21 protein-coding genes are annotated in these 24,259 nt (G+C 66.6%); 7 read left to right on the forward strand and 14 right to left on the reverse strand.

Going from position 1 to position 24,259, the window contains the following annotated elements; translation table 11 throughout:
* Positions 1 to 62 precede the first annotated feature (62 nt).
* Positions 63 to 1,367, forward strand: coding sequence for an NAD(P)/FAD-dependent oxidoreductase (locus tag HD883_RS22240; protein WP_179589161.1), 1,305 nt, complete (start codon positions 63 to 65; stop codon positions 1,365 to 1,367).
* Between the two features lie 16 nt (positions 1,368 to 1,383).
* On the opposite strand, the gene HD883_RS22245 is transcribed toward HD883_RS22240, so the two are convergent.
* Genes HD883_RS22245 through HD883_RS22260 form a run of 3 tightly spaced genes read right to left on the reverse strand, consistent with a single transcriptional unit; the run spans position 1,384 to position 6,030 of the window.
* The gene (locus HD883_RS22245) at positions 1,384 to 2,268 is read right to left on the reverse strand and encodes a fumarylacetoacetate hydrolase family protein (RefSeq protein WP_179589162.1); all 885 of its coding nucleotides are present in this window, start codon (positions 2,266 to 2,268) and stop codon (positions 1,384 to 1,386) included.
* On the reverse strand, positions 2,265 to 5,045 hold the full coding sequence (locus tag HD883_RS27810) for an FAD-dependent monooxygenase (protein WP_257022596.1): 2,781 nt from the start codon (positions 5,043 to 5,045) through the stop codon (positions 2,265 to 2,267). Before HD883_RS27810 ends, HD883_RS22245 begins: the two co-directional genes overlap by 4 nt.
* Before the next feature lie 10 nt (positions 5,046 to 5,055).
* Positions 5,056 to 6,030: a Bug family tripartite tricarboxylate transporter substrate binding protein gene (locus tag HD883_RS22260; RefSeq protein WP_179589163.1), complete on the reverse strand. Its 975-nt coding sequence runs from the start codon at positions 6,028 to 6,030 to the stop codon at positions 5,056 to 5,058.
* 164 nt (positions 6,031 to 6,194) lie between these two features.
* Between HD883_RS22260 and HD883_RS22265 the strand changes: the two genes are divergently transcribed.
* Complete coding sequence (locus HD883_RS22265; protein ID WP_179589164.1) at positions 6,195 to 7,121, forward strand: LysR substrate-binding domain-containing protein; 927 nt, start codon at positions 6,195 to 6,197, stop codon at positions 7,119 to 7,121.
* Here HD883_RS22265 and moaC read toward each other — a convergent pair.
* Positions 7,095 to 7,574, reverse strand: a complete 480-nt coding sequence (gene moaC / locus HD883_RS22270; protein WP_179589165.1) for a cyclic pyranopterin monophosphate synthase MoaC — start codon at positions 7,572 to 7,574, stop codon at positions 7,095 to 7,097. The two genes, HD883_RS22265 and moaC, sit on opposite strands and share 27 nt — an antisense overlap.
* Before the next feature lie 110 nt (positions 7,575 to 7,684).
* Between moaC and HD883_RS22275 the strand changes: the two genes are divergently transcribed.
* Positions 7,685 to 9,214, forward strand: coding sequence for a M48 family metalloprotease (locus tag HD883_RS22275; RefSeq protein WP_179589166.1), 1,530 nt, complete (start codon positions 7,685 to 7,687; stop codon positions 9,212 to 9,214).
* Between the two features lie 163 nt (positions 9,215 to 9,377).
* Here HD883_RS22275 and HD883_RS22280 read toward each other — a convergent pair whose 3' ends face one another.
* Positions 9,378 to 9,932, reverse strand: coding sequence for a sugar O-acetyltransferase (locus HD883_RS22280; RefSeq protein WP_179589167.1), 555 nt, complete (start codon positions 9,930 to 9,932; stop codon positions 9,378 to 9,380).
* A 266-nt stretch (positions 9,933 to 10,198) separates the two neighbouring features.
* Here HD883_RS22280 and HD883_RS22285 point away from each other — a divergent pair, with 266 nt between their 5' ends.
* Positions 10,199 to 11,212 (forward strand): Bug family tripartite tricarboxylate transporter substrate binding protein, encoded by a 1,014-nt coding sequence (locus tag HD883_RS22285; protein WP_179589168.1) that lies wholly within the window; start codon positions 10,199 to 10,201, stop codon positions 11,210 to 11,212.
* A gap of 95 nt (positions 11,213 to 11,307) precedes the next feature.
* Here HD883_RS22285 and HD883_RS22290 read toward each other — a convergent pair whose 3' ends face one another.
* Positions 11,308 to 11,991, reverse strand: coding sequence for a DUF2946 family protein (locus HD883_RS22290; RefSeq protein WP_179589169.1), 684 nt, complete (start codon positions 11,989 to 11,991; stop codon positions 11,308 to 11,310).
* 328 nt (positions 11,992 to 12,319) lie between these two features.
* On the opposite strand from HD883_RS22290, the gene HD883_RS22295 reads away from it, so the two are divergent.
* Entirely contained in the window at positions 12,320 to 13,048 is a 729-nt protein-coding gene (locus HD883_RS22295) for a hypothetical protein (protein WP_179589170.1), read from the forward strand.
* 10 nt (positions 13,049 to 13,058) lie between these two features.
* Here HD883_RS22295 and HD883_RS27815 read toward each other — a convergent pair whose 3' ends face one another.
* The 7 genes from HD883_RS27815 to HD883_RS22335 all read right to left on the reverse strand — a co-directional run bounded on the left by HD883_RS27815 (position 13,059) and on the right by HD883_RS22335 (position 19,891).
* Positions 13,059 to 14,909, reverse strand: a complete 1,851-nt coding sequence (locus HD883_RS27815) for a thiamine pyrophosphate-binding protein (RefSeq protein ID WP_257022597.1) — start codon at positions 14,907 to 14,909, stop codon at positions 13,059 to 13,061.
* A gap of 286 nt (positions 14,910 to 15,195) precedes the next feature.
* Complete coding sequence (locus HD883_RS22310; RefSeq protein ID WP_179589171.1) at positions 15,196 to 16,128, reverse strand: LysR family transcriptional regulator; 933 nt, start codon at positions 16,126 to 16,128, stop codon at positions 15,196 to 15,198.
* A gap of 152 nt (positions 16,129 to 16,280) precedes the next feature.
* Positions 16,281 to 17,315, reverse strand: a complete 1,035-nt coding sequence (locus HD883_RS22315) for a YheT family hydrolase (RefSeq protein ID WP_179589172.1) — start codon at positions 17,313 to 17,315, stop codon at positions 16,281 to 16,283.
* Positions 17,316 to 17,332: 17 nt separating this feature from the next.
* A complete protein-coding gene (locus HD883_RS22320; protein ID WP_179589782.1) occupies positions 17,333 to 17,755 on the reverse strand; it encodes a YybH family protein in 423 nt (140 codons plus the stop codon).
* 23 nt (positions 17,756 to 17,778) lie between these two features.
* Entirely contained in the window at positions 17,779 to 18,633 is an 855-nt protein-coding gene (gene purU / locus HD883_RS22325; RefSeq protein WP_179589173.1) for a formyltetrahydrofolate deformylase, read from the reverse strand.
* A 123-nt stretch (positions 18,634 to 18,756) separates the two neighbouring features.
* Positions 18,757 to 18,957 (reverse strand): zinc-finger domain-containing protein, encoded by a 201-nt coding sequence (locus HD883_RS22330; RefSeq protein WP_179589174.1) that lies wholly within the window; start codon positions 18,955 to 18,957, stop codon positions 18,757 to 18,759.
* 13 nt (positions 18,958 to 18,970) lie between these two features.
* Positions 18,971 to 19,891, reverse strand: a complete 921-nt coding sequence (locus tag HD883_RS22335) for a branched-chain amino acid transaminase (protein ID WP_179589175.1) — start codon at positions 19,889 to 19,891, stop codon at positions 18,971 to 18,973.
* A 367-nt stretch (positions 19,892 to 20,258) separates the two neighbouring features.
* On the opposite strand from HD883_RS22335, the gene HD883_RS22340 reads away from it, so the two are divergent.
* Positions 20,259 to 20,957 carry an AzlC family ABC transporter permease gene (locus tag HD883_RS22340; RefSeq protein ID WP_179589784.1) on the forward strand — a complete coding sequence of 233 codons (699 nt, stop codon included), beginning with the start codon at positions 20,259 to 20,261 and terminating at the stop codon, positions 20,955 to 20,957.
* Positions 20,954 to 21,304 carry an AzlD domain-containing protein gene (locus HD883_RS22345; protein WP_218863559.1) on the forward strand — a complete coding sequence of 117 codons (351 nt, stop codon included), beginning with the start codon at positions 20,954 to 20,956 and terminating at the stop codon, positions 21,302 to 21,304. Before HD883_RS22340 ends, HD883_RS22345 begins: the two co-directional genes overlap by 4 nt.
* 18 nt (positions 21,305 to 21,322) lie before the next feature.
* Here the strand turns inward: HD883_RS22345 and glnE are convergent, their stop codons facing one another.
* Positions 21,323 to 24,172 carry a bifunctional [glutamate--ammonia ligase]-adenylyl-L-tyrosine phosphorylase/[glutamate--ammonia-ligase] adenylyltransferase gene (glnE, locus tag HD883_RS22350; protein WP_179589176.1) on the reverse strand — a complete coding sequence of 950 codons (2,850 nt, stop codon included), beginning with the start codon at positions 24,170 to 24,172 and terminating at the stop codon, positions 21,323 to 21,325.
* Positions 24,173 to 24,259: the final 87 nt, after the last annotated feature.

Genomic DNA, 24,259 nt, shown 5'->3' on the forward strand with positions numbered 1-24,259 from the left:
GAGACACGTTTTGCGGGCGGGATGTCCCGCCCGGTATTCATCTAGAAAAGAAGGAAACAGGTATGCGCAGCACGTCGCACCGTGTGGTTATCGTGGGCGGAGGCGCCGGGGGCCTGGAACTGGCGGTCCGTCTGGGGCGTCGGTATGGCCGGGACAATGTTGTCCTGATCGATGCCAATCCTTTCCACATCTGGAAGCCGTCTCTGCACGAAGTCGCCGCCGGCACCCTGGATATCCACCGTGAAGGCCTGTCGTACGCCATGCTCGCGCACGACTCGGGCTTCCAGTTCCTGATCGGCCGCGTGACCGGCGTGGACCGCACGTCACGCACCGTGGCCATCGACGCCTTTGCCGACGCGCAGGGCGATCCCATCCTGCCCGCTCGCACCGTGCCGTACGACACGCTGGTGCTGGCCCTGGGCAGCTACGGCAACTTCTTCAACACACCGGGCGCCGAGCTGCACGCGATCTCGCTCGATTCCACCGATTCGGCCGAATTCTTCCGGATCGAATTGCTCAAGGCCATGGCGCGCGCGGATGCCGACGCGCAGGCGGGCGCACCGCGGCAGGTCAATGTGGTGATCGTCGGCGGCGGGGCGACCGGTGTGGAACTGGCTGCCGAACTGCACGAAGCCGGGCGCCGGATTTCGGATTACGGCCTGTCGCGTGACCGCGCGGCCGATGCGCTCAAGATCACCCTGATCGAAGGCGGCCCGCGCATTCTGGGGCCACTGCCCGAACGGGTGTCGGACGCGGCGCGCACGCTGCTGGTCCAGCGCGGCATCCAGGTCGAAACCAGTTGCCGGGTGCTGGAAGTCACGCAGCATGCCGTGCGCACCGCGGATCGCGAATTCCCGTCCGACCTGCGCGTGTGGGCCGCCGGCATCAAGGCGCCTGGATTGCTCGAAACGCTGGGCTTGCCCTTGACGCCGCAGCACATGATCCAGGTCGACGATCATCTGGTCACGTCGGACCCGAATGTGTATGCACTGGGCGACTGCGCCGCGGCACCCTGGGCGGGCACCGACAAGACCGTGCCGGCCCGCGCCCAGGCGGCGCACCAGCAGGCCTCGTATCTGTTCAAGGTGCTGTCGGCGCGCATGGACCAGTCAACCCCCGTGGCAGAAGGCTTCCGGTTTCGCGACTTCGGGTCCCTGGTGTCGCTGGGCCATTCCGAAGGCGTGGGCAGCCTGATGGGCGGATTGTCGGGCCCGAATCTGCAGGTGGAAGGGTGGGTGGCGCGCGTGATGTACGCCAGTTCGCACTGGACCCACTATGCCGCCGTGCTGGGCATCTGGGGCGCCACCATGCGATCGCTGGCGCGGGTGTTGACGCGCCGGTCGCGGCCGCGCGTCAAGCTGCACTGACAGGCGGCCCAGCCGGTCAACGCATCACCGTGGATTCCGGCTCGGCCACCACCCGATTTTCGATGTGGCCGATGCCTTCCAGTTCCACGCGCATCACGTCCCCCACCTTGAGCCACGACGGCGGCTGCATCGCCAGGCCCACGCCTGACGGTGTGCCGGTCGCGATGATGTCGCCGGGCTCCAGCGTCATCACGGTCGACAGGTGCGCGATCTGTTGCCACACATTGGCCAGCATCTGGTCGGTGGTGATGTCCTGGCGGACCTCGCCATTGACCACCATGCGCAGGCGCAGGCCATGCGGGTCGGGCAGTTCGTCGGCCGTGACGATCCACGGGCCGATCGGGCCATGCGTGTCCCACGACTTGCCCAGGGTGAAGGTGCTGGACCGCAACTGCCAGTCGCGCACCGACACGTCGTTGGCGATGGTGTAGCCAAAGACCACGTCTTTCGCATGTTCCACCGGCACGTGGCGGCAGCGGCGGCCGATCACAACGGCCAGTTCCGCTTCGTAATCCAGATGGTCCGACGCGCGCGGTTTGTGCACGTCGTCGAACGGGCCGTTGATGCACGACACCTGCTTGTTGAACCACACCTGCGTGTCGGGCACCTGCACGCCCTTGCTCAGGGCTTCCTTGACGTGGGCGCGGTAGTTCATGCCGATCGCCAGGTATTTGGACGGCGTCAGCACGGGGGCGTCCAGGTGCACGTCTGCCAGGGCGTAAGCGGGCGCGGTGGCCGTGTCGATGGCACGGATGCGGTCCAGGGCCTGAGTGCCCGCGCGGATCAGCGCGATCATGTCCGTCGGCAAGGAGGGATCCGCGGCCGCCAGGTCGACGACGCGGTCGCCGGCCACCAGGCCGATGGTCTGGGCACCGCGGTAGGTGAAGGTCACGAGTTTCATGCAAGGTCCTTGGTCGGATGGAAGTGGTCGGTGGCGGGCGCAGCCGCCTTTTCGGCGGCATCGGCGATGGTGTCGGCAAGGGTGCCGGTGTCAGGTGCCGTCGTGTGCGGTTCCTGCGCGGCCTCGTTCACCTCGAAATTGGTGATGAAGTCGTGCGGCACGTCGGGCCCCCACACGTGCAGCGAGTCGGCCAAGGCGTGGTCGCCCGTCGGCCAGCCCGTGTCGGCCGACACATAGTCGATGTCGAAGGAATATTCGGCGTAGCTGCCCCACGGGTCGCGCACGTAGTAGAAAAAGTTGGAGCCCAGGAAATGCCGCCCCACGCCCCAGCCGCGGTCATAGCCCTGGGCCTTCATGCGTTCGGCGCCCCAGCCGACGTCGTTCACACTGCCCACGTCCCAACTCATATGGTGCAGGCCCGGGTGCGATGCCTTGGCGAAGGCCACCAGATGGTGGTCGCTGCCGTGCGGCGTGTGGATGAAGGCAATGACGTCGGCGGCGCTGTCCGACAACCGCAGGCCCAGCACGTCTTCGCTGAAGCGGGTCATGCGGGGAACATCGGGCGAAAAGCGCAGTACATGCGACAGGCGGCGAGGGCGCACGACGGGGCCGCCGCTGCGGTTGTGGGCGCCGCGGCCGTCGGCGTCCAGCACCTGGGGGGTGGGGACGGATTTGCTGCCGGGCGAACTCTTGCGCGCGACGACCAGTTGCACCGGCAAGCCGTCCGGGTCCCGCAGCCACAGGCCGCCCGGGTCGCCCAGCGGGTGCGGCGGGCAGGCAAGCCCGCGATCATGGATGCGGCGCGCGAAGGCGTCCACATCGTCTTCAAAGATCCCGTAGACGACCGTCTGCAAACGCTTCGGCTGCCCGTTGGCGTGGATCGTCGCCCAGCACTGCGGGTGGCCATCGGTGTACAGGTCGAGTCGGTCGTCGCGCCGCCTGACGTCAAGTCCGAAAGCGACATAAAACCGTTCGGCTTCGTCCAGGTCGGGCACGGTGTAGACGACGCGGTGCACGGAGTGCACGGCCAAAGCCGTGCGATGGCGCGTGGTGTTGGCAATGGCCGGATCCGCAACATCCGCCCGCGTACCCATTGCGTCAGTACCGGCACCCGCCGATCCGCTCCCCACGGCGCGCCGCAGAATCTGCGCAGGGTCCGCATCGACCGCCCCCCGCCACGCCACATGATGATCCGGGCGGATCAGCACCGCGTCGGCGTCATACACCTGCCGAACTGCAGCATCCGCATCGGCAGCATCGGCAACCCGCAGCACCCGCAGCGGCACGCCCAGCGCATCGGCCGCGGCCTGCCATCCGGCCACCTCGCCATCCCCCATCACCATCAACGTAAAGTCCGGTCCGAACCGGTCAAACAGCGGTCCCCCCGGCAACGCCACATGCGGCGCCCTCGCGCCCGGGTAGGCGGACTGAACATAACGGTTGGGTTCATCGGGCGGCGGCGCGGCATCTTCAGCAGCCACCAACGGACTTCCGTCATACCGCACGCCCAGCTGCAAGCCGGGTATGTTGAATTCCGACGCCACGTGCAAGGCCAGCGCCTGGCCAAGCCTGGCCCGCGCCGCCTCAGCCTCGGCCCCATCGGCTTCCACCTGCGCGTCCACCGGGACGCGGCCAATGCTGTCCGCCATCCGCCGGGCAAACGCCGTGTTGCGCAGGGCGATCGGCCGCCGCTCCAGGTCATAACTCGCCAGCAAGCCAGGACCGCCCCAGCCCTGGACCGCACCGGCCAGTTTCCATCCCAGGTTCACCACGTCGTCGATGCTGGTGTTGTAGCCCATGCCCCCGGTGGGGGTGAACAGGTGGGCGGCATCCCCCGCCAGGAACAGGCGGCCCTTGGCCAGCGTGTCGGCCACCAAGGCATAACCGGCGCTCCAGGGCATGGTGGCGATGGGCCGGAAATCATGCGGCGCGCCCACCACCGCGCGAGACAACGCCGCGCCGTCCATGTCGGCCGCCGTCTTGCCCGGCGGCACCTGGACCAGCAGCAGCCAGGTATCGGCGCCATCGATGGACACCAGCAGGCCGCGCTGTTCCGGGTTGACGGCCCAGTATTGCCACGCGGGGCGCTTGCCCATCACCTGCGCCAGATCGCTGGACCGGAAGTAGAAGGACAACATCTGCCCGCCAAAGAAATCGCGCGCTTCCTGGCTCTGGCCGCTGTACGCAATGCCCATGGACTTGCGCACCAGGCTGCGGGGGCCATCGCAGCCCACTGCGTACCGTGCGTGCACCTGCCAGGCCGGCCCGCCATTGGCAGGCGTGACGGTAACCCGCACATGGTTGCCGCGGTCTTCTACCGCCGAGGCCCGTTCCCCGTACCGGGCATCGACACTGGCATACCGCGCCGCCTGCTTGCGCAAAATGGGTTCGATCACCATTTGCTGCACCCGGTGCGGCAGTTCCGGCGTGGGCCAGGCCTGCTCGCCATAGTCGCCAAACGACACGCCGGCCGCCGCGTCGGCACGTGACGGAATCCGGAAGCGCGCCAGTTCATGTCCGGCCAGGCGGGTGCAATAGACCACGTCCTGCGGATAGTCCGGGGGCAGGCCCAAGGCACGGATCTCGGCGGAAAAGCCGCGGCGCCGATAGTGCTCCATGGTGCGCGACGACGTGGCGTTGGCTTTCGGGAAATCGGGCCCGTCCACATCTTCTTCCAGCAGCACGCAGCGCACGCCGCGGCAGCCCAGTTCGATGGCCAGCATCAGCCCGGCCGGTCCGCCGCCCACGATGGCGACATCGGTCATTACGGTGTCCATGACGGCTCCTTCAGTCGGCCTGCGCGCCGGTGCGCTTGATCATGTCGGCATAACGCGGCGTATCGGTGCGCATCCAGGACATGACCTGCGCCCCCGTGCTGCCGGCCGGCGCAAAACCGAACGTGGTCATCCGGTCGCGCACGTCGGCCGAATCCAAGGCGGCGCGAAAGTGGGTGCTCAGTGTCTCGGCAATTGCGGGTGGCAGGTCGCGCGGGCCCAGGAAGGTCACCCAGGTCGTGGCTTCCACCCCCGCCGGGCCGCCGCTCTGTTCCACGGTCGGCACGTCCGGCATCGCGGCCGATCGTTCCTTGTCGGCCACGGCCAGCAGCCGCAGCTTGCCCGCCTGCAGCAGGGGGCCGGCCGTGGCCAGGCTGCCCATGGCCCAGGTCACGTCGCCGGTCGCCACGGCGTTGTAGACGGCGGCGGTTTCCTTGAAGGGCACATGCAGCATCTGCACGCCCGCCGCGGTTTCGAGCTGGACCGCGCCCAGATGCAAGGGCCCACCTACCGAATTGGATCCGTAGGTGACCTTGCCCGGCTGCTGGCGCGCTTCGGCCACCAGGCCGCGAATGTCCTTGATCGGACTGTTCTGTCCGACAAAAACGAAGAAGGCGGTGCGATAGACGCCGCTGATCTGCGTGAAGTCGGCCACGGCGTCATAGGGCAGTTTCTTGAATAGCGACGGGTTGATCGCCAGGTGGCCCACATCGGCCAGGCCCAGCTCATAGCCGGTTGGCGCGGCGCGTTTGACGGCGTCCAGCGCAATGAAGCCATTGCCGCCCGGGCGGGCTTCGATGATTACGGGCTGGCCCAGCGACCGCGTCATCTTTTCGGCCGCGACCCGCACCACCACATCCGGCCCGCTGCCGGTCGGGAAGGGGCTGATCACGCGGATCGGCCGGGAAGGGAAGGGTTGCTGCGCGTGCAGCGGGGCACTGACCGCCACCAGGCCGAGCAGCCCGGCTGCAAGGAATCGTCGTTTCATGTCTCCACCTTTTGGTTGGCTGGCCGCGGATCCTTCTGTCGGGCGCACTGGCGTGCACTGGCGGGATCCTGGGCATCCTGATTCGGATAGCCGGAGTGTAGGTAGCGCGACTGCCTGCGGTGAGATGGCAAAATGACCCTACCGATAACTGTCAGGTATCAGCAATGAAACTGCATCACTTGCGGGATTTCGTGGCGATTGCCCAGACGCGCAGCCTGCGCGCGGCCGCCCGCAGCCTGGGCCTGGCGCAGCCGGCATTGACCCGCAGCCTGCGGGAACTGGAAGCGGAACTGGGCGCCGCGCTGGTCGAACGGCACGCGCGGGGCGTGCACCTGACCGAACTGGGCGAGCTGTATCTGGTGCGCGCGCAAGCCGCCATGGCCGAACTGCGGCGCGGCCGGGACGAAGTCGCGCAGCGCCAGGGCGAACTGACGGGCACCGTGGCGCTGGGGGTGTCCTCGGCCGCCTGCATGGCGCTGATGCCGCAGGTCTACAACGCGTTTCGCAAGCGCTTTCCTGGCGTGCGGCTGCAGATCGTGGAAGGTTTTTTCAGGACGCTGGGGCAGCGCCTGGAAGACGGGTCGCTCGACTTCCTGGTCGGCCCGCGTCCGGACCGGCCCGCCGGCAAGCCTTTCCATATCGAATTGCTATTCGAAAACGAACGCTTTGTGGTCGGGCGGCACGGGCATCCCCTGAACGCGGCGCGGCGCCTGGCCGACCTGGTCGGCGCGGAATGGCTGCTGACGGGCGTGCGTGACCAGGTGGGCAACGAGTTTGAAGAAGTGTTTACCGATAACGGCCTGACGCCGCCTGTCGCGCTGACGCAATCGGATTCGATGATCGGCGTCGCGTCATTGCTGTCCACCACCGACATGCTGGCCGTGCTGCCGCGCCAGTGGGTGGATTCGCCCGTGCTGCGGCATGTGATCGAGACGATCCCGATTCAGGAACGGTTTCCGGGGCCGGACATCGTGCGGATCACGCGGGCCAACTTGCCGTTGACCCCGGCTGCGGAAGCGCTGTCCACGCTGATGGAACGTGAAGCGGTGGCCAGTGCGGGGCGATTACTCTTGCCGCAGCCAGACCCCTGACTTGCCGCCGCGCTTTTCCAGCAGCCGTACGTTGTCGATGACCATGCCGCGGTCCACCGCCTTGCACATGTCGTAAATGGTCAGCAGCGCCACGTTCACGGCAGTCAGCGCTTCCATCTCGACGCCCGTGCCGCCCACGGTTTCGGCCTGCACCGTGCAGTGCACGGCCGATGCGGCTTCGTCGATGTCGAAATCGCAGGACACATGGGTCAGCGGAATCGGGTGGCAGAGCGGAATCAGGTCCGACGTGCGTTTGGCGGCCATGATGGCGGCGATGCGGGCAATGCCCAGCACGTCGCCTTTCTTGGCATTGCCATCACGAATGCGTTCCAGCGTGGCCGCTTCCATGCGGATGCTGCCGCCGGCGCGCGCCACGCGGGCGGTGGCGGGTTTGGCGCCAACGTCCACCATGTGGGCCTGTCCGGCGGCGTCGAAATGGGTCAGTCCTGACATAAGGGGGTCCAGAATGTGAGTCGGCCTTTATCCCGCTTGCCGGGGGCCGGCTTACCACTTGATAACTGCCGGACGGGGAACCCGTCGGCGAAGCTGGCTATCATACTTGCATGGTGACACCGACCCGCTTCCCTCTCCTTGCGCGCAATGCCCTGGCTTGCGCGCTGTTGCCCGTGCTGCTGGCCCTGCCCGCGCCTGTCTGGCTGCCCGGCGCCAGCGTCGCGCATGCGCAGCCGGCGGGCTTGCCCGACCTGGGCGAGTCGTCGGCCGACGAACTGTCGCCACGGCTCGAACGCCGCCTGGGCGAAGCCATCATGGCGCAGTCGCTGACCGACCCGGACTACATCGACGACCCGGACATCTCGCAATACCTGAACACCATGGCGTCGAACCTGTCGGCGCATGCCCCGTCGGATACCCAGCAGATCCACGTGTTTCCCGTGCGCGACGCAAGCGTCAACGCGTTTGCCATGCCGGGCGGCTTTATCGGGATCAATGCGGGCCTGGTGGTGGCCGCGCAGTCCGAATCGGAACTGGCCGGCGTCATGGCCCACGAAATCGGCCACGTCGTGCAGCGGCACGTGGCGCGCGGCCTGGTACAGCAAAAGCAGACCAGCATCATCATGGTGGCCGCCTTGCTGGCGGCCCTGGTTGCAGCGCGCGGCAATTCGCAGGCGCCCGAAGCCGCCATGGCCTTCGGGCAGGCTGCGGCGATCGACGCGCAACTGGGTTTTTCCCGCGAGGCCGAGCGCGAGGCCGACCGCACCGGCTTCCAGATGCTGAGCGCGTCGGGCTATGACGTGAACGGCATGGCCACGTTCTTTGGCCGGCTGATGGCGCTGTCGTCCGTGAATGAACGCACCAGCACGTCATTCACGCGGACCCACCCGCTGTCGATCGAACGGATGTCGGACATGCAGAACCGCGCGCGTTCCCTCAGCACCGGCGCGGCGCCGCCGCCCAGTCCGCCGGACTTTTACTTTGTGCGCGCCAAGCTGCGCGTGCTGCAGGCGGCCAGCGGGCAGGACACGATCGACGCGATCCGCTTCCTGGAAAGCCGCGCGATGGAAGCCACGACCGGTATCGAAAAGGCGGCCGCCTACTACGGCGTGGGCGTCGGCTACCTGCGCCGGCGCGATTATGCCAAGGCGCAAGAAGCCTATGACAAGGCCACGTCGGGCGCACGCGATCACGTGATGCTGGCGGGCCTGGCGATCGATATTGCGACGGCGCAAGGCAATGCCGACAAGGCGCTGACCTTGAGCCGAGCCGCGCGCGAGCGCTGGCCCCAGCAGATCAGCCTGGCATTTGACTATGCCGATGCCCTGCAGCGCACCGGCCGCCATAGCGACGCGGTGGTGTTTTTGAACGAGCAGATTTCCCGCTACCCCGATCAGCCCCGCTTCCGCCAGATGCTGGCGACCAGCTACGGCGGCCTGCAGCAGCCCGTGGCGGAACGCCGCGCCATGGCCGAGTTCTATTCCCGTACGGGGGCGATGTCCGCCGCGGTCGAACTGCTGACCCAGGCGCGGGGAATGTCCAAGGACTTCTATGAACAGTCGCAGATCGACGCGCAATTGCGCGAGCTGCAGCGGCGCGTGAAAGAGGAGAACGATATGTTGAAGCGGTTCAAGAGTTGAGCGGCGGCGATGGTTGCGGGGTTATCGCCCTGCTGGCCTAAAGCCTGACGCGTCGCTGGACAGGTCGCTGGACGCGTCAGCTGGACACGTCGCTGGACGGATTGCCGAAGAGAAGGAAGGCCACGACAACCGGCGAGTCGTCCCGATGCGTCATCTCGACGCCTCAGCCGCGAATCCGTGCCGGATTGCCCATCGCCGTCGCGCCTGCAGGCACGTCTTTCGTGACCACACTGCCGGCGCCGATCAGCGCGTCATCCCCGATCGTCACGCCCGGCATGATGAGCGCGCCGCCGCCGATCCACACATTCTTGCCGATCACGATGGGCCGTCCGAACTCCAGCATCTGCGCACGCAGCGCCGGATCGCGCGGATGGTCGGCGGTGAGGATCTGGACCCCTGGTCCGATCTGCGTGTTGTCCCCGATCGTCACCTGGACCACATCCAGAATGATGCAATTGAAGTTCATGAACACGCCGTCGCCGACACGAATGTTGTAGCCGTAGTCGCAGTGGAAGGGCGGGCGGATGTTCACGTGGTTGCCGACGGCGCCCAACATTTCCTTCAACAGCGCCAGCCGCTGTGCAGGCGGCACGGCGATCGACGCGTTGTACCGCGCCATCCATTCCGACACGCGGCGATTGTCGGCCGCCAGCTCCGGGCAGTCCGCGATGTACAGCTCGCCGGCCAGCATTTTCTGTTTTTCGGTGCGGTGGGACATGGGGTCTCCTGTTCGTGAATGCATGCCGCATTGTCTCCCCGAAAAATCACCGTTTCGGGCGCTTGTCACAGGTTTTACGAGACCCCGTTGCTCAAGTTTGAGCACGCTCGGCGGCCATTTTGTTCCCTTGATGAAACGGATCGGCGGCACCTGTCGTTATCCTGCCAAGTGTGCGGGTTTTCACGGTCAATCCGGCGCCGGATCGGCGCGTTTGGCGGCGAACTGCTGCTATGCTGCGCACGTACAAACACTTACCAGTAGCCGTCATGTCCTTCTGTAAAGCAGTGTCGAACAAACGCCATTTCCTGAAATTGGGTGCCGTCGCCGTGCTGGGCGCTGTGGGTCTGACCAGTGCCTTGCCGGCGGTTGCCGCCGCAGCCTATCCGACGCAGCCCGTCACCATCGTGGTGGCCTATGCCGTGGGCGGTGACACCGACGCCATGGCCCGTCTGTTCGGCGAAAAGCTGGCGCAGAAACTGGGACAGCCGGTCATCATCGAAAACCGCGGTGGTGCCAGCGGCATCATCGGCAGCAACTACGTGTCGCGCGCCAAACCGGACGGCTACACGCTGCTGCTGGCCCCCAACACGTTCGCGCTGGCGACCCTGGTCGTGAAGAGCAACGCCGCCACCACGTACAACCCGACCCGCGACTTCACGCCGATCACCCAGACCGCCACGCAGCCGCTGCTGCTGGTGGCCAGCCAGGGTTCCGGCTACACGTCGGTGCCGCAAGTCGTGAAAGACGCGCAGGCCGGCAAGTCGATCACCTACGCCACGCCCGGTTCGGGCTCGCCCATGCACATCCTGGGTGAAGTGTTCAACCGCGCCGCCGGCATCAAGCTCGCGCACATCCCGTACAAGGGCGTCGCGCCTGCCGTGAACGACCTGCTGGGTGGACACGTGGCCCTGAGCTGGATGACCTACGGTCCGGTCGAACCGCACCTGCAATCCGGCAAGATCCGCATCCTGGCCAACGGCGCCGCCGAGCGTACGCCGCTGGCCCCCGACGCACCGTCCATGCGCGAGCTGGGCTACAAGGACGTGGACGTGGCCGCATGGCAAGGCCTGTACGCGCCGAAGGGCACGCCCGACGCGATCGTGCAGCAGCTGAACGCCGCCATGGCCGACATCCTGAAGATGCCGGACGTGGTGTCGAAGATGCGCGTGTTCGGCGCCTTCGCCAAGAGCAGCTCGCCAGACGCCCTGGGCAAGCTGACCGCCGACGACCATGCGTACTACGCCAAGATCGTCAAAGAGTTCAACATCGAAGCGGACTGATCGCCTGGATGTCTGATGTGAAAAACGCGGCCTTGGCCGCGTTTTTTATGGGTGCCGGATATGTTCGGCGAGTGCGCGCCAGACCAGCGCTTGGCTCAGTCGGCGTGTCCTGACGGTTGGCCACTAATCCCCTCGGTCAGCATGCTGGGCTCCGCATCCTTGCTGTCCAGCGCGGGCACCGCCACAAACCCGAGCACCTGTTCCCGATCCGCCTCGGCCAGCGGCTGCAAAAACGCTGCGCCATACGGTTCGGTGTGAATCGCCAGCGGGGCACCGCTGCGCATCGCGGCCGCGTCTGCTGCGTCCAGCCAGTCCGGCGGCGCATCCAGCACACTCCGGCCATCGGCCAGTTCAAATGCCGCCAGCAGCGCCGCCATGTCCCGGTCATCCACCACGCCGGGGCCATGCTCCGTCGCCGCATACAGCCGGCCCGCTTCGTCGGCGTACCACTGCGCCACCTGCGTCACGTCCAGCCCGGTATGCGTCGTCAAGTGCGCATCCTTGCCCGTCGCCCGCAATGCCAGCGGCGCCACATCGATCCGCACGAACACGCGCTGCGGCCCGTTCTGGAAGTACCAGCGCCCCGTCACGTCCCGCACGTAATTGCGGTCCATGAACGCCAGGATCTGCGGATTCGAAATCGGCTCCCCCGGCCCGCCCTGGTCCGCATCCCCCAGCGGATGCAGCCGCCACCGGCCCCGCCGGTCCAGCGACAACCAGCCGCACACGGCCGGCACATTCGGCCAGCGAGCCATCGCGGCGATGACGTCGTCATCCATGATAAAAATCCGTCGAGTGGGAACCGTTCAAGCTTACCGCAAGGCTTACAGGCGGCTGACGTCGGGCGGGCGGCGCGCAGGTAGCAGACGTTGCGGGATGTTGCGTTGCCTGATGAATCTGACAGCGTGCAACGCGGACGCCCGCTGGATACAGTGAATGTTGCGCGTCGGATGACGGTCTGGCGCCTGCCTGAGGAACACCGATCTGGGAAAATCCGTGGGGTCTGCCAAAGCACGTTGGGTCGCATGCATCATGGCGCTGAGCCTGTCAGCCAGCTCAGCCCTACCCGCCGCGCCCGTGATGGTCGGACCGCCGGAAAGGGACTCCTTGGCCACGATCATCTGGGATGAGCTATCCGAGGCGATGACGCTGGCGGTCTTCGTTTTGCCGGGGCAGTTGAGCGTCGACTTGCTGATCGCGGTGTTCAAGACGCGGTGGCTAAGCCCGGCAAATCAGGCCGTCATCGCAAGGGCAATCGGCAATGCTCATCGACCCGACTACGCGCTGGTGCCACCGGCGCCGGTGCAGAGTGCGGCGGAAAGAAGTGTCAGCGCGGAATTCGGCCTGCCCGACGGTCGGGTGTCGATGGAAGTGCCCAACGCCCACGTGACGCGGCGCAATGCAAGGATCGTGGCCCTATTGATGTCTGCTGCCGAGGACCCGGACGATCTCATCGCAACGGCCGCCGTGTGGTCGTATTCAGAGTTTGCGGAGGCCCGCGATGCGCTGCGGCTGGCTCGCCGTGCGTTTTACCGTGGCGGACTGTCAACCGGAACATTCATTCGACACGCGTTTGCCCTCCTTCCGAATCTGGATACGGCAGACCAGGAAGCGCTGATCGATGAGGTGATCAGCGCTGAGCGCGCCGATCCGGAACGCACCGGCGACCCATCACTGCAGACTGTCATGATGGCGTTTTTCGGCCCGGATCAGGCGGGCATGGCATCCCTGAGTCCGGCAGGCCGGGCGTCGTTCCGGCGTTACCTGGACTCCGTAAGCCTCGATCCACTCGCCGTCGAGTCCCTAAGGATGCAGGCCGAGCCTGCCTACCCGTGAACAGGCGGCGTCAGTCCACCGACCCCAACCGAACCGCTGGCGTGATCTGCTTCGGGTCCACCCGCAGTTCCAACAGCGCGGGACGGCCGGCTTTGCGTGCCCGCTCGAATGCCGCCGGAAAGTCCTCGGTCTTCTCCACCAACTCCGCATGGGCGCCGAACGCGGCTGCCATCGCCACGAAATCCGGGTTCTGCAGCTTGGTGGCGCTGATGCGGCCGGGGAAGCGTTTTTCCTGGTGCATGCGGATCGTGCCGTACATGCCGTTGTTGACCACGATCGTCACCACGTTCGCGCCGAATTGCAGCGCGGTGGCGAGTTCCTGGGGGTACATCAGGAAGCAGCCGTCGCCGGCAAAGGCGATTACTTCGCGTTCCGGATAGCGCAGCTTGGCGGCGATGGCGGCGGGAAAGCCGTAGCCCATCGCGCCGCAGACGGGGGCCAGGCTGGTGCGGGACTGGCGGAATTGGAAGAAACGGTGGACCCACACAGTGTAGTTACCGGCGCCGTTGGCCAGGATGGCGTCGTCGGGCAGGGTGGCGTTCAGGTGGGCCATGACGTCGGCCATGACCACGCCCTGGTAGTCGGCTGCGGGTTTAGGGGCTGCGCTGAAGGCGACGTGGGCGGCGCGGGCGGCTTCGGTCCAGCCGGCCCATGCTGGCGTAGCCGATGAGGTGGCAGCAGCGTTGGTGGCGGCGCTGGCAGCATTCGCAGCGTCGGTGCTCGCAGCACCAGCAGCAGCGGTGCCAGCAGCATCCGCAGCGGCGTTGGTCGTTGCGTTGCCGGCAGAGCGAGCCGCAGCGTTGCCCCCCGCTGCAGGCGCTTCCAGACGCTTCAACATGGCGGCGGCGGGTGCCGGGGCGGCCTGCACGGCAAGGGTCGGACGGTAGACGCGGCCCAGTTCGGCCGCATCGACATGAATGTGGATCAGTTGCTGCTTCGGTGTGGGCACTTCCAGCAGGGTGTACGCGGCGGTGTTGATCTCACCCAGGCGCGTGCCGACGGCCAGGATCACGTCGGCGGTTTGCACGCGTTCGGCCAGGGCAGGGTTCATGCCCAGGCTCAGGTGGCCGACGTAGTGCGGGTCGCGATTGTCGAACAGGTCCTGGCGGCGGAAGGATGCGGCCACCGGCAGGTTCCACGCCTGCACGAAGGCCTTGAAGTCGGCGGTGGCCTGCGCGGGCCAGTTGGCGCCGCCCACGATCACCAGGGGTTGCTTGGCGGAGGCCAGCAGCTTGGCAATGTCGGCGGCCTGGTCGGCGGTGGGCGCGGGCGACAGCACCTGGTAGGGCAGGGTGTCGGGAACCGTGGCGCTGTTGCCCAGCACGTCTTCGGGCAGCGCCAGTACGACCGGGCCGGGGCGGCCGGACGTGGCGACCTGGAAGGCGCGGGCCACCATTTCCGGGATGCGGGCGGTGTCTTCGATCTGGCCGGCCCACTTGGCCATCGACCCGAAGGTGGCGGCGTAGTCGACTTCCTGGAAGGCTTCGCGGCCCAGGTGTTCGCGCGGTGCCTGACCCACGAACAGGATCATGGGGGTGGAGTCCTGCTGCGCGATGTGGACGCCGATAGCGGCGTGCGTGGCGCCGGGACCGCGGGTCACGAAGCAGATGCCCGGACGGCCCATCAGCTTGCCGTCTGCCTCGGCCATGTTGGCGGCCGCGCCTTCGTGTTTGGTGACGATGGTTTCGATGTCCGGATGGGCGTACAGCGCGTCCAGCACGTCCAGGTAGCTTTCCCCAGGCACGCAGAACACGCGGTCGACGCCCTGCACGGCAAGCGCATCGACCAGCAGTTGGCCGCCGGAACGGGCGGTGGTGGCGTTGGAAGCGGCGGAACGGGATTCGGCGGAAGGGGCGGTCATAGGGGGCGTCCAGCAAAGCAGGGTAGAGGCGCAGTGCGCCGACAGCCGCCATTGTGGACAGGGTTCGCGTCAGCCGCCATGATCCAGACGCAGATCAGGTATGCGCTGGATGCATGGCGTTGACGGAGGTGTGGGCGATCGCGCAGTCGTCGGTCGAGGGCGCTACAGGGCACCGGCGTTACGCCCCCCCCTGGACTCGGGGCAGACCGCCCCGTTGACCGATATCGATGCCAGATTGCCGCGCTATTTGTGCAAGGTGCGGTTTCGCCCGACCGCCACGCGCCGGCTAGTTCGCGATCAACGTCGCCCCAGGCCAGCCGCCATTCGCCACGATAGTCTGCACTTCGCGCCGAATGATCCGGGTGATGTCCCACTGCTCCGCCACGGGGGGCCGGTTGCGGGACGTGGCCAAGGCGACATCCCGCTGCGGGGCCGGATCCGCCAGCGGCACCGCCGTAAGCCGACCCGCAGCCAGTTCATCGCTCACCGCCGCCAGTGGCAGCAGTGTGTAGCCGCAGCCTTCCTGCACCAGGCGTTTGGTCACGCTGGTGGACGCATCGCACTCCAGCGCCACGTTCAGCGTGATGCCAAGCCGGCTCGCCAGCGATTCAGCCAGCAAACGCAGGCCATGCGGCGTGCCGGGGAGGATCAGTGGCACGTCAGCCAGGGCACGCAGCGGCCATTCGCCCGTCATGGCCGGGTCACCGGGCGGCCCGACCAGACATAACTGTTCGCGCAGCAACAGGTCCACTTCCAGCCCGCCGGCATGCGCGGGCAGATACAGGATCGCGATGTCGATTTCGCCCGACGCCAGCCAGCCCACCATGTGCGTGCCCAGGCCTTCAACAAAACGCAGGCGCGTGCGCGGAAACTGGCGCAGCAACGCCTTGCCGACGGCGGCAAAGGTGGTGTTGGCGATGGTGGGTTGGGCCGCGATCACGATCTGTGCGGGGCCGTCGTCGGCGCAGGCTTGCAGGGTGCGCTGCGCGTCGTCCAGCGCGGCGGCCACGCGCTGCGCGTGGGCCAGCAGCAGGCGGCCGGGTTCCGTCAGTTCCACGCCGCGGCCGCTGCGATGGAACAGGCGGGTGCGCGCTTCGGTTTCCAGCCGCGCCATCTGCCGGCTGATCGTGGACTGGTCGCTGCCCAGCTCCACCGCCGCGCGCGAAAAACTGCCGCAGGCCACGACGCGCGCAAAGCAGGCAAGGTCATCGGAGTTCATGCGGGGCTCCGCAAAAGGGCAGGCGGCGGGACAAGTCGGTGCGCGTTATCGGCGCGTGTGGCCGATATCGGCAACAGGCAAGCAAGGTCGGCACACATTACCGGCACGGCGAAAGTCAGTCTAAAGAAAGCGCGGAAACGACGCCTGCGCACCTACGCGCCAGTACGGAAGTACGTAGCAATCCGCTGCGGCAACCAGCTCAGGTTGCCAGGAAAGCGGCCGCTGGAAAAGCCGACATGCCCACCCTGGGCCGGCTGGTGCAACAGCACCTGGCTGGACGCTTCGTGCGTGCCGGGCAGATAGCGGCCGGGCAGGAAAGGATCGTTGCGGGCATTCAGCACCAGGGTCGGCACGGCAATGCCGCCCAGCACCGGCTTGCTCGACGCTCGCGTCCAGTAATCCGTGACTCCGGTAAAGCCATGTACGGGGGCGGTATAGGCATCGTCGAACTCGTACAGATCGCGCGCATTGGCGACCCGCAGGATATCGATCGTGCCGGGAAACATCTGCGACTTCTGCAGCGTCTTGGTCTTGAGCGTGCGCAGGAACATCTGCGTGTACACCTGCCGGTTCACGAAACCGGTACCCAGCGTGCTGCCACCGGCCATCAGGTCCACGGGCGCGGAAATGCCGGCCGCCGCCGTCAGCCAGCTGGCCGCGGTGCCAACTTCACCCAGGTGCTTGAGCAGCGCATTGCCCCCTAGCGACACCCCGACGGCATGCCAGCGAGCGTCGGGCAGCCGGCTGCGCACGGTGTCCAGCATGAAGCCGATCTCTTTCGAATCGCCGGAATGATAGGCGCGGGGCAGGCGGTTGGGCTCGCCTGAACATCCGCGAAAATGCGGGATCACGACACTCCAGCCGCGCGATCGGAAATACTGCGTAATGGCTTGTGCGTAGGGACTCTGGCTGCTGCCTTCCAGCCCGTGGAACAGGACCAGGGCGTTGTCTGTCGGCTGCGGCAAAGGGTCGGGCAGGCGGGCGCCCGACGCGGCGGCGGCGGCCGGGACCAGGCCCGGCGCGGTCCAGTCCAGGTCGATGAAGTCGCCATCGGGCGTGTCGACGCGCTCGCGCACGAAGGACGCGTGATGGTGACGCGCAAACAGGGCCGCGAAGATCGTCTGACTGTGACCTTCGGGCAACCAGCGGGGGCTAGGGCAGGGTGTGGTGTCCAGGAGCGCGGGCATGCGTCGCGATCGGCTGCTCAGTGCAGCAGGTCGGGCATGTCCTGACGATCGGTGGGACCGAGATCGTCCGGGGCCTGCGACGAATGATGCAGCACCAGGCGCCAGCCCGACGTGCCCTTGTGGAACACATTGGTTGCATAGCAGTTGACGATCTGCTGGCCCTGTTCCGTGTCAACGGTCAACTGTTCGACCACGGTATGGACCGCATTCATCATGCTTTGCATGGCGTGCTGGCGCGTCGGCCGGATCGGCACCGGCGCGTTGCTCAGGATTTCCTGCCACGAGCTTTGCACGGCATCGTGGCCGATCAGGCGCTGGCCGCCCGGGTGGATGCAGACGATTTCGTCGTCATCCGACCAGACTTCCATCAGCTGGGCCAGGTCGCCCGTTTCCAGCGCTTCGTAAAAAGCGTGCTCGGCTTCGTCGGGCGTGGCGAACAGATTGGTTTTGCGTGGCGTCATGATCAGCGGAACACGATGGTCTTGTGACCGTTCAACAGGATGCGGTGCTCGACATGCCAGCGAACCGCGCGAGACAGCACCAGGCACTCGACGTCGCGGCCCACGGCCGTCAACGTTTCGGGCGACATGCTGTGATCGACCCGGGCAATGTCCTGCTCGATGATCGGGCCTTCGTCCAGGTCGGCGGTCACGTAGTGCGCCGTGGCGCCGATCAGCTTCACGCCGCGTTCATGCGCCTGGTAGTACGGACGGGCGCCCTTGAAGCTGGGCAGGAAGCTGTGGTGGATGTTGATCGCGCGGCCCGACAGCGCCTCGCACATCTCGCTCGACAGGATCTGCATGTAGCGGGCCAGCACGACCAGGTCGACCTTTTCCCGTTCGGCGATCTGCAAAACCTGCCGTTCCTGCTGCGCCTTTTCGCCATTGACGACGGGCAGGTGATAGAACGGAATGCCGTACGACGCCGACAGCAGCGCAAAGTCCGGATGGTTCGACACGATGGCCGGGATTTCGATCGGCAGCTGGCCGCTCTTGACCCGGAACAGCAGGTCGTTCAGGCAGTGGCCGTGCTTGCTGACCATCAGCATGACGCGCGACTTGCGCTGCGCATCGCGAATCTGCCACTGCATGCTGAAGCGCGTCGCGACAGTGACGAACTGCGCCTGGACATCGGCGGCCGTCATCGCGGCGGGCATTTCAAAGTGCACGCGCAGGAAGAACAGCCCCGTATCCTTGTCGCCGAACTGCTGCGAATCCAGGATGTTGCAGCCACGTTCGAACAGGAATTCCGAAACGTGAAAGACGATCCCGATCGAGTCCGGGCAGGCGAGCGTCAGGATATGGTCGTTTTGCTGCACGAAAGATTCCTGTAGAGATGAAGCGCGTCCGGCAAGCCGGAGGGCGCCGATGAAACGACAAGCCCCGGAAGTCCGGGGCTGGCCGTTGCGTTCGGGCTAGGGCGGTAGGCCGGGCGTGACGCCTTAGTGGCCGTGGACCTTGGCCCCCGGCTTGAGCCGGTATTCCTGGCCACAGTACGAGCACATGGCCGCACCGGTGGTCGCAACGTCAAGGAACACCTTGGGGTGCATGTTCCAGAGCGGCGTATGCGGGCCGGGGCAGGAAATGGGCAGATCCTCGGCATCGACTTCGATGACGCCGGTGGGCGCATTCACATCAGACATGGTTGACTCCTGGTCAGACCTGCGTGAGCCAGTGTTGGTACTTGGGATTGCGGCCCGCGACCAGTTCGAAGAAGGCGCTTTGCAGGCGTTCGGTGACAGGACCGCGGCGGCCTTCGCCGATCACGCGGTTATCCAGTTCGCGGATCGGTGTGATTTCGGCGGCGGTACCGCTGAAGAACGCTTCGTCGGCGATATAGATGTCGTCGCGCGTCAGGCGCTTGCTGACAATCTTCAGGCCCAGGTCTTCGGCCAGCGTGTACACGGTCGCGCGGGTGATGCCCGACAGCGCCGACGCGATTTCCGGTTCGTAGATCACGCCGTCACGCACGATGAAGACGTTTTCGCCAGCGCCTTCGGCCACGAAGCCGTCGGTGTCCAGCAGCAGGGCTTCGTCGTAGCCGTTTTCGGTCGCTTCCATGTTGGCCAGGATCGAGTTCGCGTACGTGGAGGCCAGCTTGGCGCGCGGCATCGTCACGTTCACGTGGTGACGGGCGAACGACGACGTCTTGACGCGAATGCCCTTTTCCAGGCCTTCAGCGCCCAGGTAGGCGCCCCATTCCCAGGCGGCGATCGCGACGTGGACCTTCGCGCCCTTGGGCGAGACACCCATCTTTTCGGAGCCGTAGAAGGCAATCGGACGCAGATAGCAGGACTCGAGCTTGTTCGCGCGGATCACTTCCTTCTGGGCTTCGATCAGCTGTTCCTTGCTGTAAGGCAAGGCCATCTGATAGATGCGGCCAGAGTTGACCAGGCGGTCGGTATGTTCCTTGACACGGAAAATCGAGGTGCCCGATTCCGTCTTGTACGCACGTACACCCTCGAATACCGCCAACCCATAGTGCAGGGAGTGTGTGAGCACGTGGGTATTGGCTTCACGCCAGGGTACGAGCTTGCCGTCGTACCAGATGAAGCCGTCGCGGTCTGCCATCGACATGTTGGATCTCCGAAATTAGCCGAGTATTGTAGCAACCTGGGCCGCGATTTGCTTTTTCATGGCACAGACGCTAGGGCGACCGTGGTTTTGCCGACAGGTCGGCCGGGGATTGCCGGTGCAGCGCCAGGGGCAGCGGCCGGTCCGGCGCCCGGTGCAGCGCCCAATACCGCGCCTAGTACAATTGTCTGCGCCCATCCCCGCTGCACCCATCATGCCTTCCCCAGATTTGCACAAGAACGGCAGCGCATCGCCCGCTGCCGGCAGAGACACTTCGAACGATTCCCTGCACCAGCACGCCGCGGCGTCCCCGCATCCCGACGCCGCGCGCACACCCGACGAGATCCGCCAGGTACAGCGTGCCGCGTTCATGGACGGCGTGCGCGCGCTGGCGCCGGCGTCGCTGGCGATCGGCGTGTGGGGCCTGGTGACCGGGGTGGCCATGGTCAAGGTCGGGCTGACGCAGTCGCTGGCGCTGGGCATGACGCTGGTGGTGTATGCCGGATCGGCGCAGCTGACGTCGCTGCCGCTGATCCTGGCCGGCGCGCCGATCTGGCTGATCTTCCTGGCCTCGTTTGTGGTCAACCTGCGCTTCGTGATCTTTTCGGCGGCCTTCCACCCCTTCTTTCGCCGTTACGGCGCATGGAAGCGGCTGGTCATGGGCTATTTTTCCAGCGACATCGGCTTTGTCCTGTTCATGCCCCGCTACAGCGACGCGCCCGTCAAGGGAACGGCGGAGCAGACCGGGTTCTTCTGGGGCGTGGCGGCCGGCAACTGGCTGGTCTGGCAGGTATCGTCGATCGTGGGCGTGGTGGTGGGGGCCTTGATTCCGGCGGCCTGGTCGCTGGAATTCGCGGCCGTGCTGGCGTTGATGTCGATCGTGGTCCCCATGGCCAAGGGCCGGCCGGTGCTCGCGGCCATCGTGGCGGCTGCGGTAGTGGGGTGGGCGGGTCAGCCGTTGCCGCTGCGCCTGGGGCTGGTCGCCGCGGTGATCGCGGGCGTTACGGCCGGCATGCTGGTGGAGCGGGCCGAAGCGCGCGGCGCCGCCCACACCGGGGCGGCATCATGACCCCGTCGATCTTCCCGCCGATCAACGACACCTTGTATGTATGGCTGGCGATCATCGCGCTGGGCCTGTGCACGGCCGCGACCCGCGCCAGCTTCATGCTGCTGGGCGACCGGCTGCCACTGCCCGACGCGGTGCGCCGCGCCTTGCGGTATGCGCCCGCCGCCGCCCTGGTCGCCATCATCGTGCCGGAGCTTCTGCCGTGGTCGCCCGTGACGGGGCCCATGTTCGACATCAAGGTGATCGCGGCCGCGGTCGGCGTGGTCGCCATGGTGATGACGCGCAGCACGGTCGCCATGATCGTGGCCGGCATGCTGGCGTTATGGGCGCTGCGGGCGATGCTGGGCTAGCCTGGCCGCGTCAACTCGTCACGGCGTCGCTGCCTGCCGCGGCCCCATTACCGTCTCCCACAACTCGATCACCGCCGCGCGTTCCGCCGTCAGCGTGTCCTGCGGCACGCGCGCCTTGTCCATGCCCTGCAGCCGCAGCGCGTGCTGTTCGCTCCGCAACGTGCGGTAGGCGTCGCCCGCCCGCATGGCCAGGGGTTGCGGCAGCAGGCCCGCCTCGGCCGCCAGCCGCAGCAAGGTGATGTTGCCCAGGTTTTCGAGCAGGCGCGGGTGGTCGATCGAATACCGCAGCACCAGGTACTGCGTCACGAATTCGACGTCGACCATGCCGCCCGGATCGTGCTTCAGGTCGAACAGGGGTGTGCGGTTCACGTGACCTTCGTTCATCTTCTTGCGCATGTCGATCACGTCGTGCGCCAGCTTGTCGGGATCGCGCGGCATCAGCATGACCTGCCGGCGGATCTCCTCGAAGCGAGCGCCCACATGCGGGTCGCCTACCGCAAAGCGGGCCCGTGTGATGGCCTGGTGTTCCCATGGCCATGCGTGCTCCTTCTGGTAGCGCTCGAAGGCCTCGGTGGAAATCACCATCAGTCCGGCCTGGCCATCGGGGCGCAGCCGCAGGTCGATTTCATACAGGCGGCCCGACGCGGTCAGCGACCCCAGCCACGACAGAATGCGCTGACCGAAGCGGGCATAGACCTCGCCGGCATCCTCGCGGCTGTCTTCGAACAGGAAGACCAGATCCAGGTCCGACGCATAGCCCAATTCCTTGCCGCCATGCTTGCCGTAGGCGATCACGGCAAAGCGGGCAGGGGACGCGCCGCCGTCACGCGACACCTGCGGCCAGACGCGCTTCAGGGTTTCGCGCAGCAGCAGATCGGCCAGCAGCGACAGGAAGTCGCCCAGGCGTTCCACCGTCAACTTGCCTTCCAGATCCTGCGCCAGCAGGTGAAAGCCCCACTGTCGCTGCACGTCGCGCATGATGTTCATCTGCCGTTCGATGTCCGGCATGGGCGGCGTGCCTTCGATCACGCAGCGGTCCAGGTCGTCGCTCAGGGTCTGGGCGATCTGGTCGAAGTTCGGCGGGGCCAGCAGGGTGCGCCAATCCAGCAGTTCGTCCAGCAGGATGGGGTGGCGGATCAGATACTGCGCCGCCCATTCGCTGGCCGCCATGATCCGTGCGACGCGGGCCAAGGTGTCCGGAAACTCCGTCAGCAAGGCCATATAGGCGCTGCGCTGCGCGATGTTTTCGATCAGGTCGAACATGCGCAGCAAGGCCGGGCCCGGCGCCTTGGTCAGCGCCGCGGCCTGGATCACGGCCGGAAGCAGGGCGGACAGCCGGCGGCGGCTGGCGTCCGACAAGGTGCGGATCCGGCTGCCATTGAGCATGGCCAATCCGCGCGGCAGCAGTTCCGCTTCCAGCGCGGGCAGGTGCTGGTGCAGATGCATGGCCAGCACGGTTTCGGGATCGGAATCGGCGGCAGTGGGATCGCACGCCAGCAGCGGCACGCCGTCGTTGTCGGGCGGGAAATTGCCGTTGGCGTCGGCGCATGCGCCCACCCCCTGCCGCCCGAACACGTCCCGGAAGGTCTGTTCCACGAACTGCCGGTGGCCGGCCAGTTCCGTCTCGAAGGCGTCCAGCTTGTCGAAGCCCAGCGCCCGCGCCAGGTCGGCGCGGCGTTCGGACTCGTGCGGCAGCAGATGCGTCTGCTGGTCTTCGCGGTACTGCAGGGCGTGTTCGGTCCGCCGCAAGAAGCGGTAAGCGGCTTCCAGGCGTTCGGAATCGCTGGCCGACACCAGGCCCGTGTCGGTTTCCACCTTCAGGGCGGCGAGCAGTCCGCGTGTCTGCAAGGACGGCTGTCGCCCGCCGCGCACCAGCTGCGACAGCTGCACCACGAATTCGATTTCGCGGATGCCGCCTTCCCCCAGCTTGATGTTGTCGGCCTGCGTGGTGTCCGCCCCCGATCCCTTGAACGCGCGCCGGTTCCAGTCTTCGCGGATCCGTTCGCGCAGGCCGCGCAGGGCCGCCAGCGCGTCAAAGTCGAAATACTTGCGGTACACGAACGGCCGGCGCAGGGCTTCCAGTTGCGCCGCCTGCGACGACACATCGCTGCCTTCGAACGCCGACACCTCGATCCGCCGCGCCTTGAGCCAGGCATACCGTTCCCACTCGCGGCCCTGCGACACCAGGTAGTTTTCAAAGGCGTCCAGGCTCCAGGCCAGCGGGCCCGAATCGCCATCGGGCCGCAAGCGCAGATCGGTCCGGAACACGTGGCCGTCGGCGTCGATTTCGGAAATCACCGGCATCATCCGCCGTGTCAGCCGGCCATAGAACTCATGGTGCGAAATGGGCCGGCGGCCGTCGGTATCGCCTTCGTCGCCATACAGCATGACCAGGTCGATGTCGGACGACACATTCAATTCTTCGCCGCCCAGCTTGCCCATGCCGACGATCAGCATTTCCTGCGGCAGGCCGCTGGCCGCCTCGCGCGGAATGCCGTGCACCTCGGCCAGTTCGGCGGCCACGCTGCGGTAGGCCTGCGTAATGGCCAGGTCCGCCAGCCGCGTCATTGCCGTCACCACTTCTTCCAGCGGCGCCAGGCCCCCCAGGTCGCGGACCATGATGGTGCAGAACACGCGTTCGCGCAGTTGCCGCAGCACCGCCCGGCAATCGGCCACGGGCAGCGGGCCGGCCGGCGCCACGTTGCGGCGCGCGCACAGTTCGTTGAACCAGGTGGTCAGTGTCTCGCTGGTGAGGGGGTGCTGCGCGCCATCGGCCAGCCCGTCGACCCAGGCGGGCTGCGCGCTCAGGCGCCGCCGCAAGTGGCCGGACCAGGCCAGGGCAGGAGCAAGAAGGGGGGAATCTGACATGGGGGTCTCGTGATAAGCGTCGATAGTCTGGCGTGAACTGACGGTCAGGGCGGAAGTGGCCGCTTTGGTGTGGCCTATCCGCTGACA

Origin of the sequence: Pigmentiphaga litoralis (genome assembly GCF_013408655.1) — a bacterium.
Classification (GTDB): Bacteria; Pseudomonadota; Gammaproteobacteria; order Burkholderiales; family Burkholderiaceae_B; genus Pigmentiphaga; species Pigmentiphaga litoralis_A.

Coding starts and splice junctions, on each gene's coding strand:
- HD883_RS22240 (WP_179589161.1), top strand. CDS start 63: ATGCGCAGCACGTCGCACCGTGTGGTTATCGTGGGCGGAGGCGCCGGG.
- HD883_RS22245 (WP_179589162.1), bottom strand. CDS start 2,268: ATGAAACTCGTGACCTTCACCTACCGCGGTGCCCAGACCATCGGCCTG.
- HD883_RS27810 (WP_257022596.1), bottom strand. CDS start 5,045: ATGGACACCGTAATGACCGATGTCGCCATCGTGGGCGGCGGACCGGCC.
- HD883_RS22260 (WP_179589163.1), bottom strand. CDS start 6,030: ATGAAACGACGATTCCTTGCAGCCGGGCTGCTCGGCCTGGTGGCGGTC.
- HD883_RS22265 (WP_179589164.1), top strand. CDS start 6,195: ATGAAACTGCATCACTTGCGGGATTTCGTGGCGATTGCCCAGACGCGC.
- moaC (WP_179589165.1), bottom strand. CDS start 7,574: ATGTCAGGACTGACCCATTTCGACGCCGCCGGACAGGCCCACATGGTG.
- HD883_RS22275 (WP_179589166.1), top strand. CDS start 7,685: ATGGTGACACCGACCCGCTTCCCTCTCCTTGCGCGCAATGCCCTGGCT.
- HD883_RS22280 (WP_179589167.1), bottom strand. CDS start 9,932: ATGTCCCACCGCACCGAAAAACAGAAAATGCTGGCCGGCGAGCTGTAC.
- HD883_RS22285 (WP_179589168.1), top strand. CDS start 10,199: ATGTCCTTCTGTAAAGCAGTGTCGAACAAACGCCATTTCCTGAAATTG.
- HD883_RS22290 (WP_179589169.1), bottom strand. CDS start 11,991: ATGGATGACGACGTCATCGCCGCGATGGCTCGCTGGCCGAATGTGCCG.
- HD883_RS27815 (WP_257022597.1), bottom strand. CDS start 14,909: ATGACCGCCCCTTCCGCCGAATCCCGTTCCGCCGCTTCCAACGCCACC.
- HD883_RS22310 (WP_179589171.1), bottom strand. CDS start 16,128: ATGAACTCCGATGACCTTGCCTGCTTTGCGCGCGTCGTGGCCTGCGGC.
- HD883_RS22315 (WP_179589172.1), bottom strand. CDS start 17,315: ATGCCCGCGCTCCTGGACACCACACCCTGCCCTAGCCCCCGCTGGTTG.
- HD883_RS22330 (WP_179589174.1), bottom strand. CDS start 18,957: ATGTCTGATGTGAATGCGCCCACCGGCGTCATCGAAGTCGATGCCGAG.
- HD883_RS22335 (WP_179589175.1), bottom strand. CDS start 19,891: ATGTCGATGGCAGACCGCGACGGCTTCATCTGGTACGACGGCAAGCTC.
- HD883_RS22340 (WP_179589784.1), top strand. CDS start 20,259: ATGGACGGCGTGCGCGCGCTGGCGCCGGCGTCGCTGGCGATCGGCGTG.
- HD883_RS22345 (WP_218863559.1), top strand. CDS start 20,954: ATGACCCCGTCGATCTTCCCGCCGATCAACGACACCTTGTATGTATGG.
- glnE (WP_179589176.1), bottom strand. CDS start 24,172: ATGTCAGATTCCCCCCTTCTTGCTCCTGCCCTGGCCTGGTCCGGCCAC.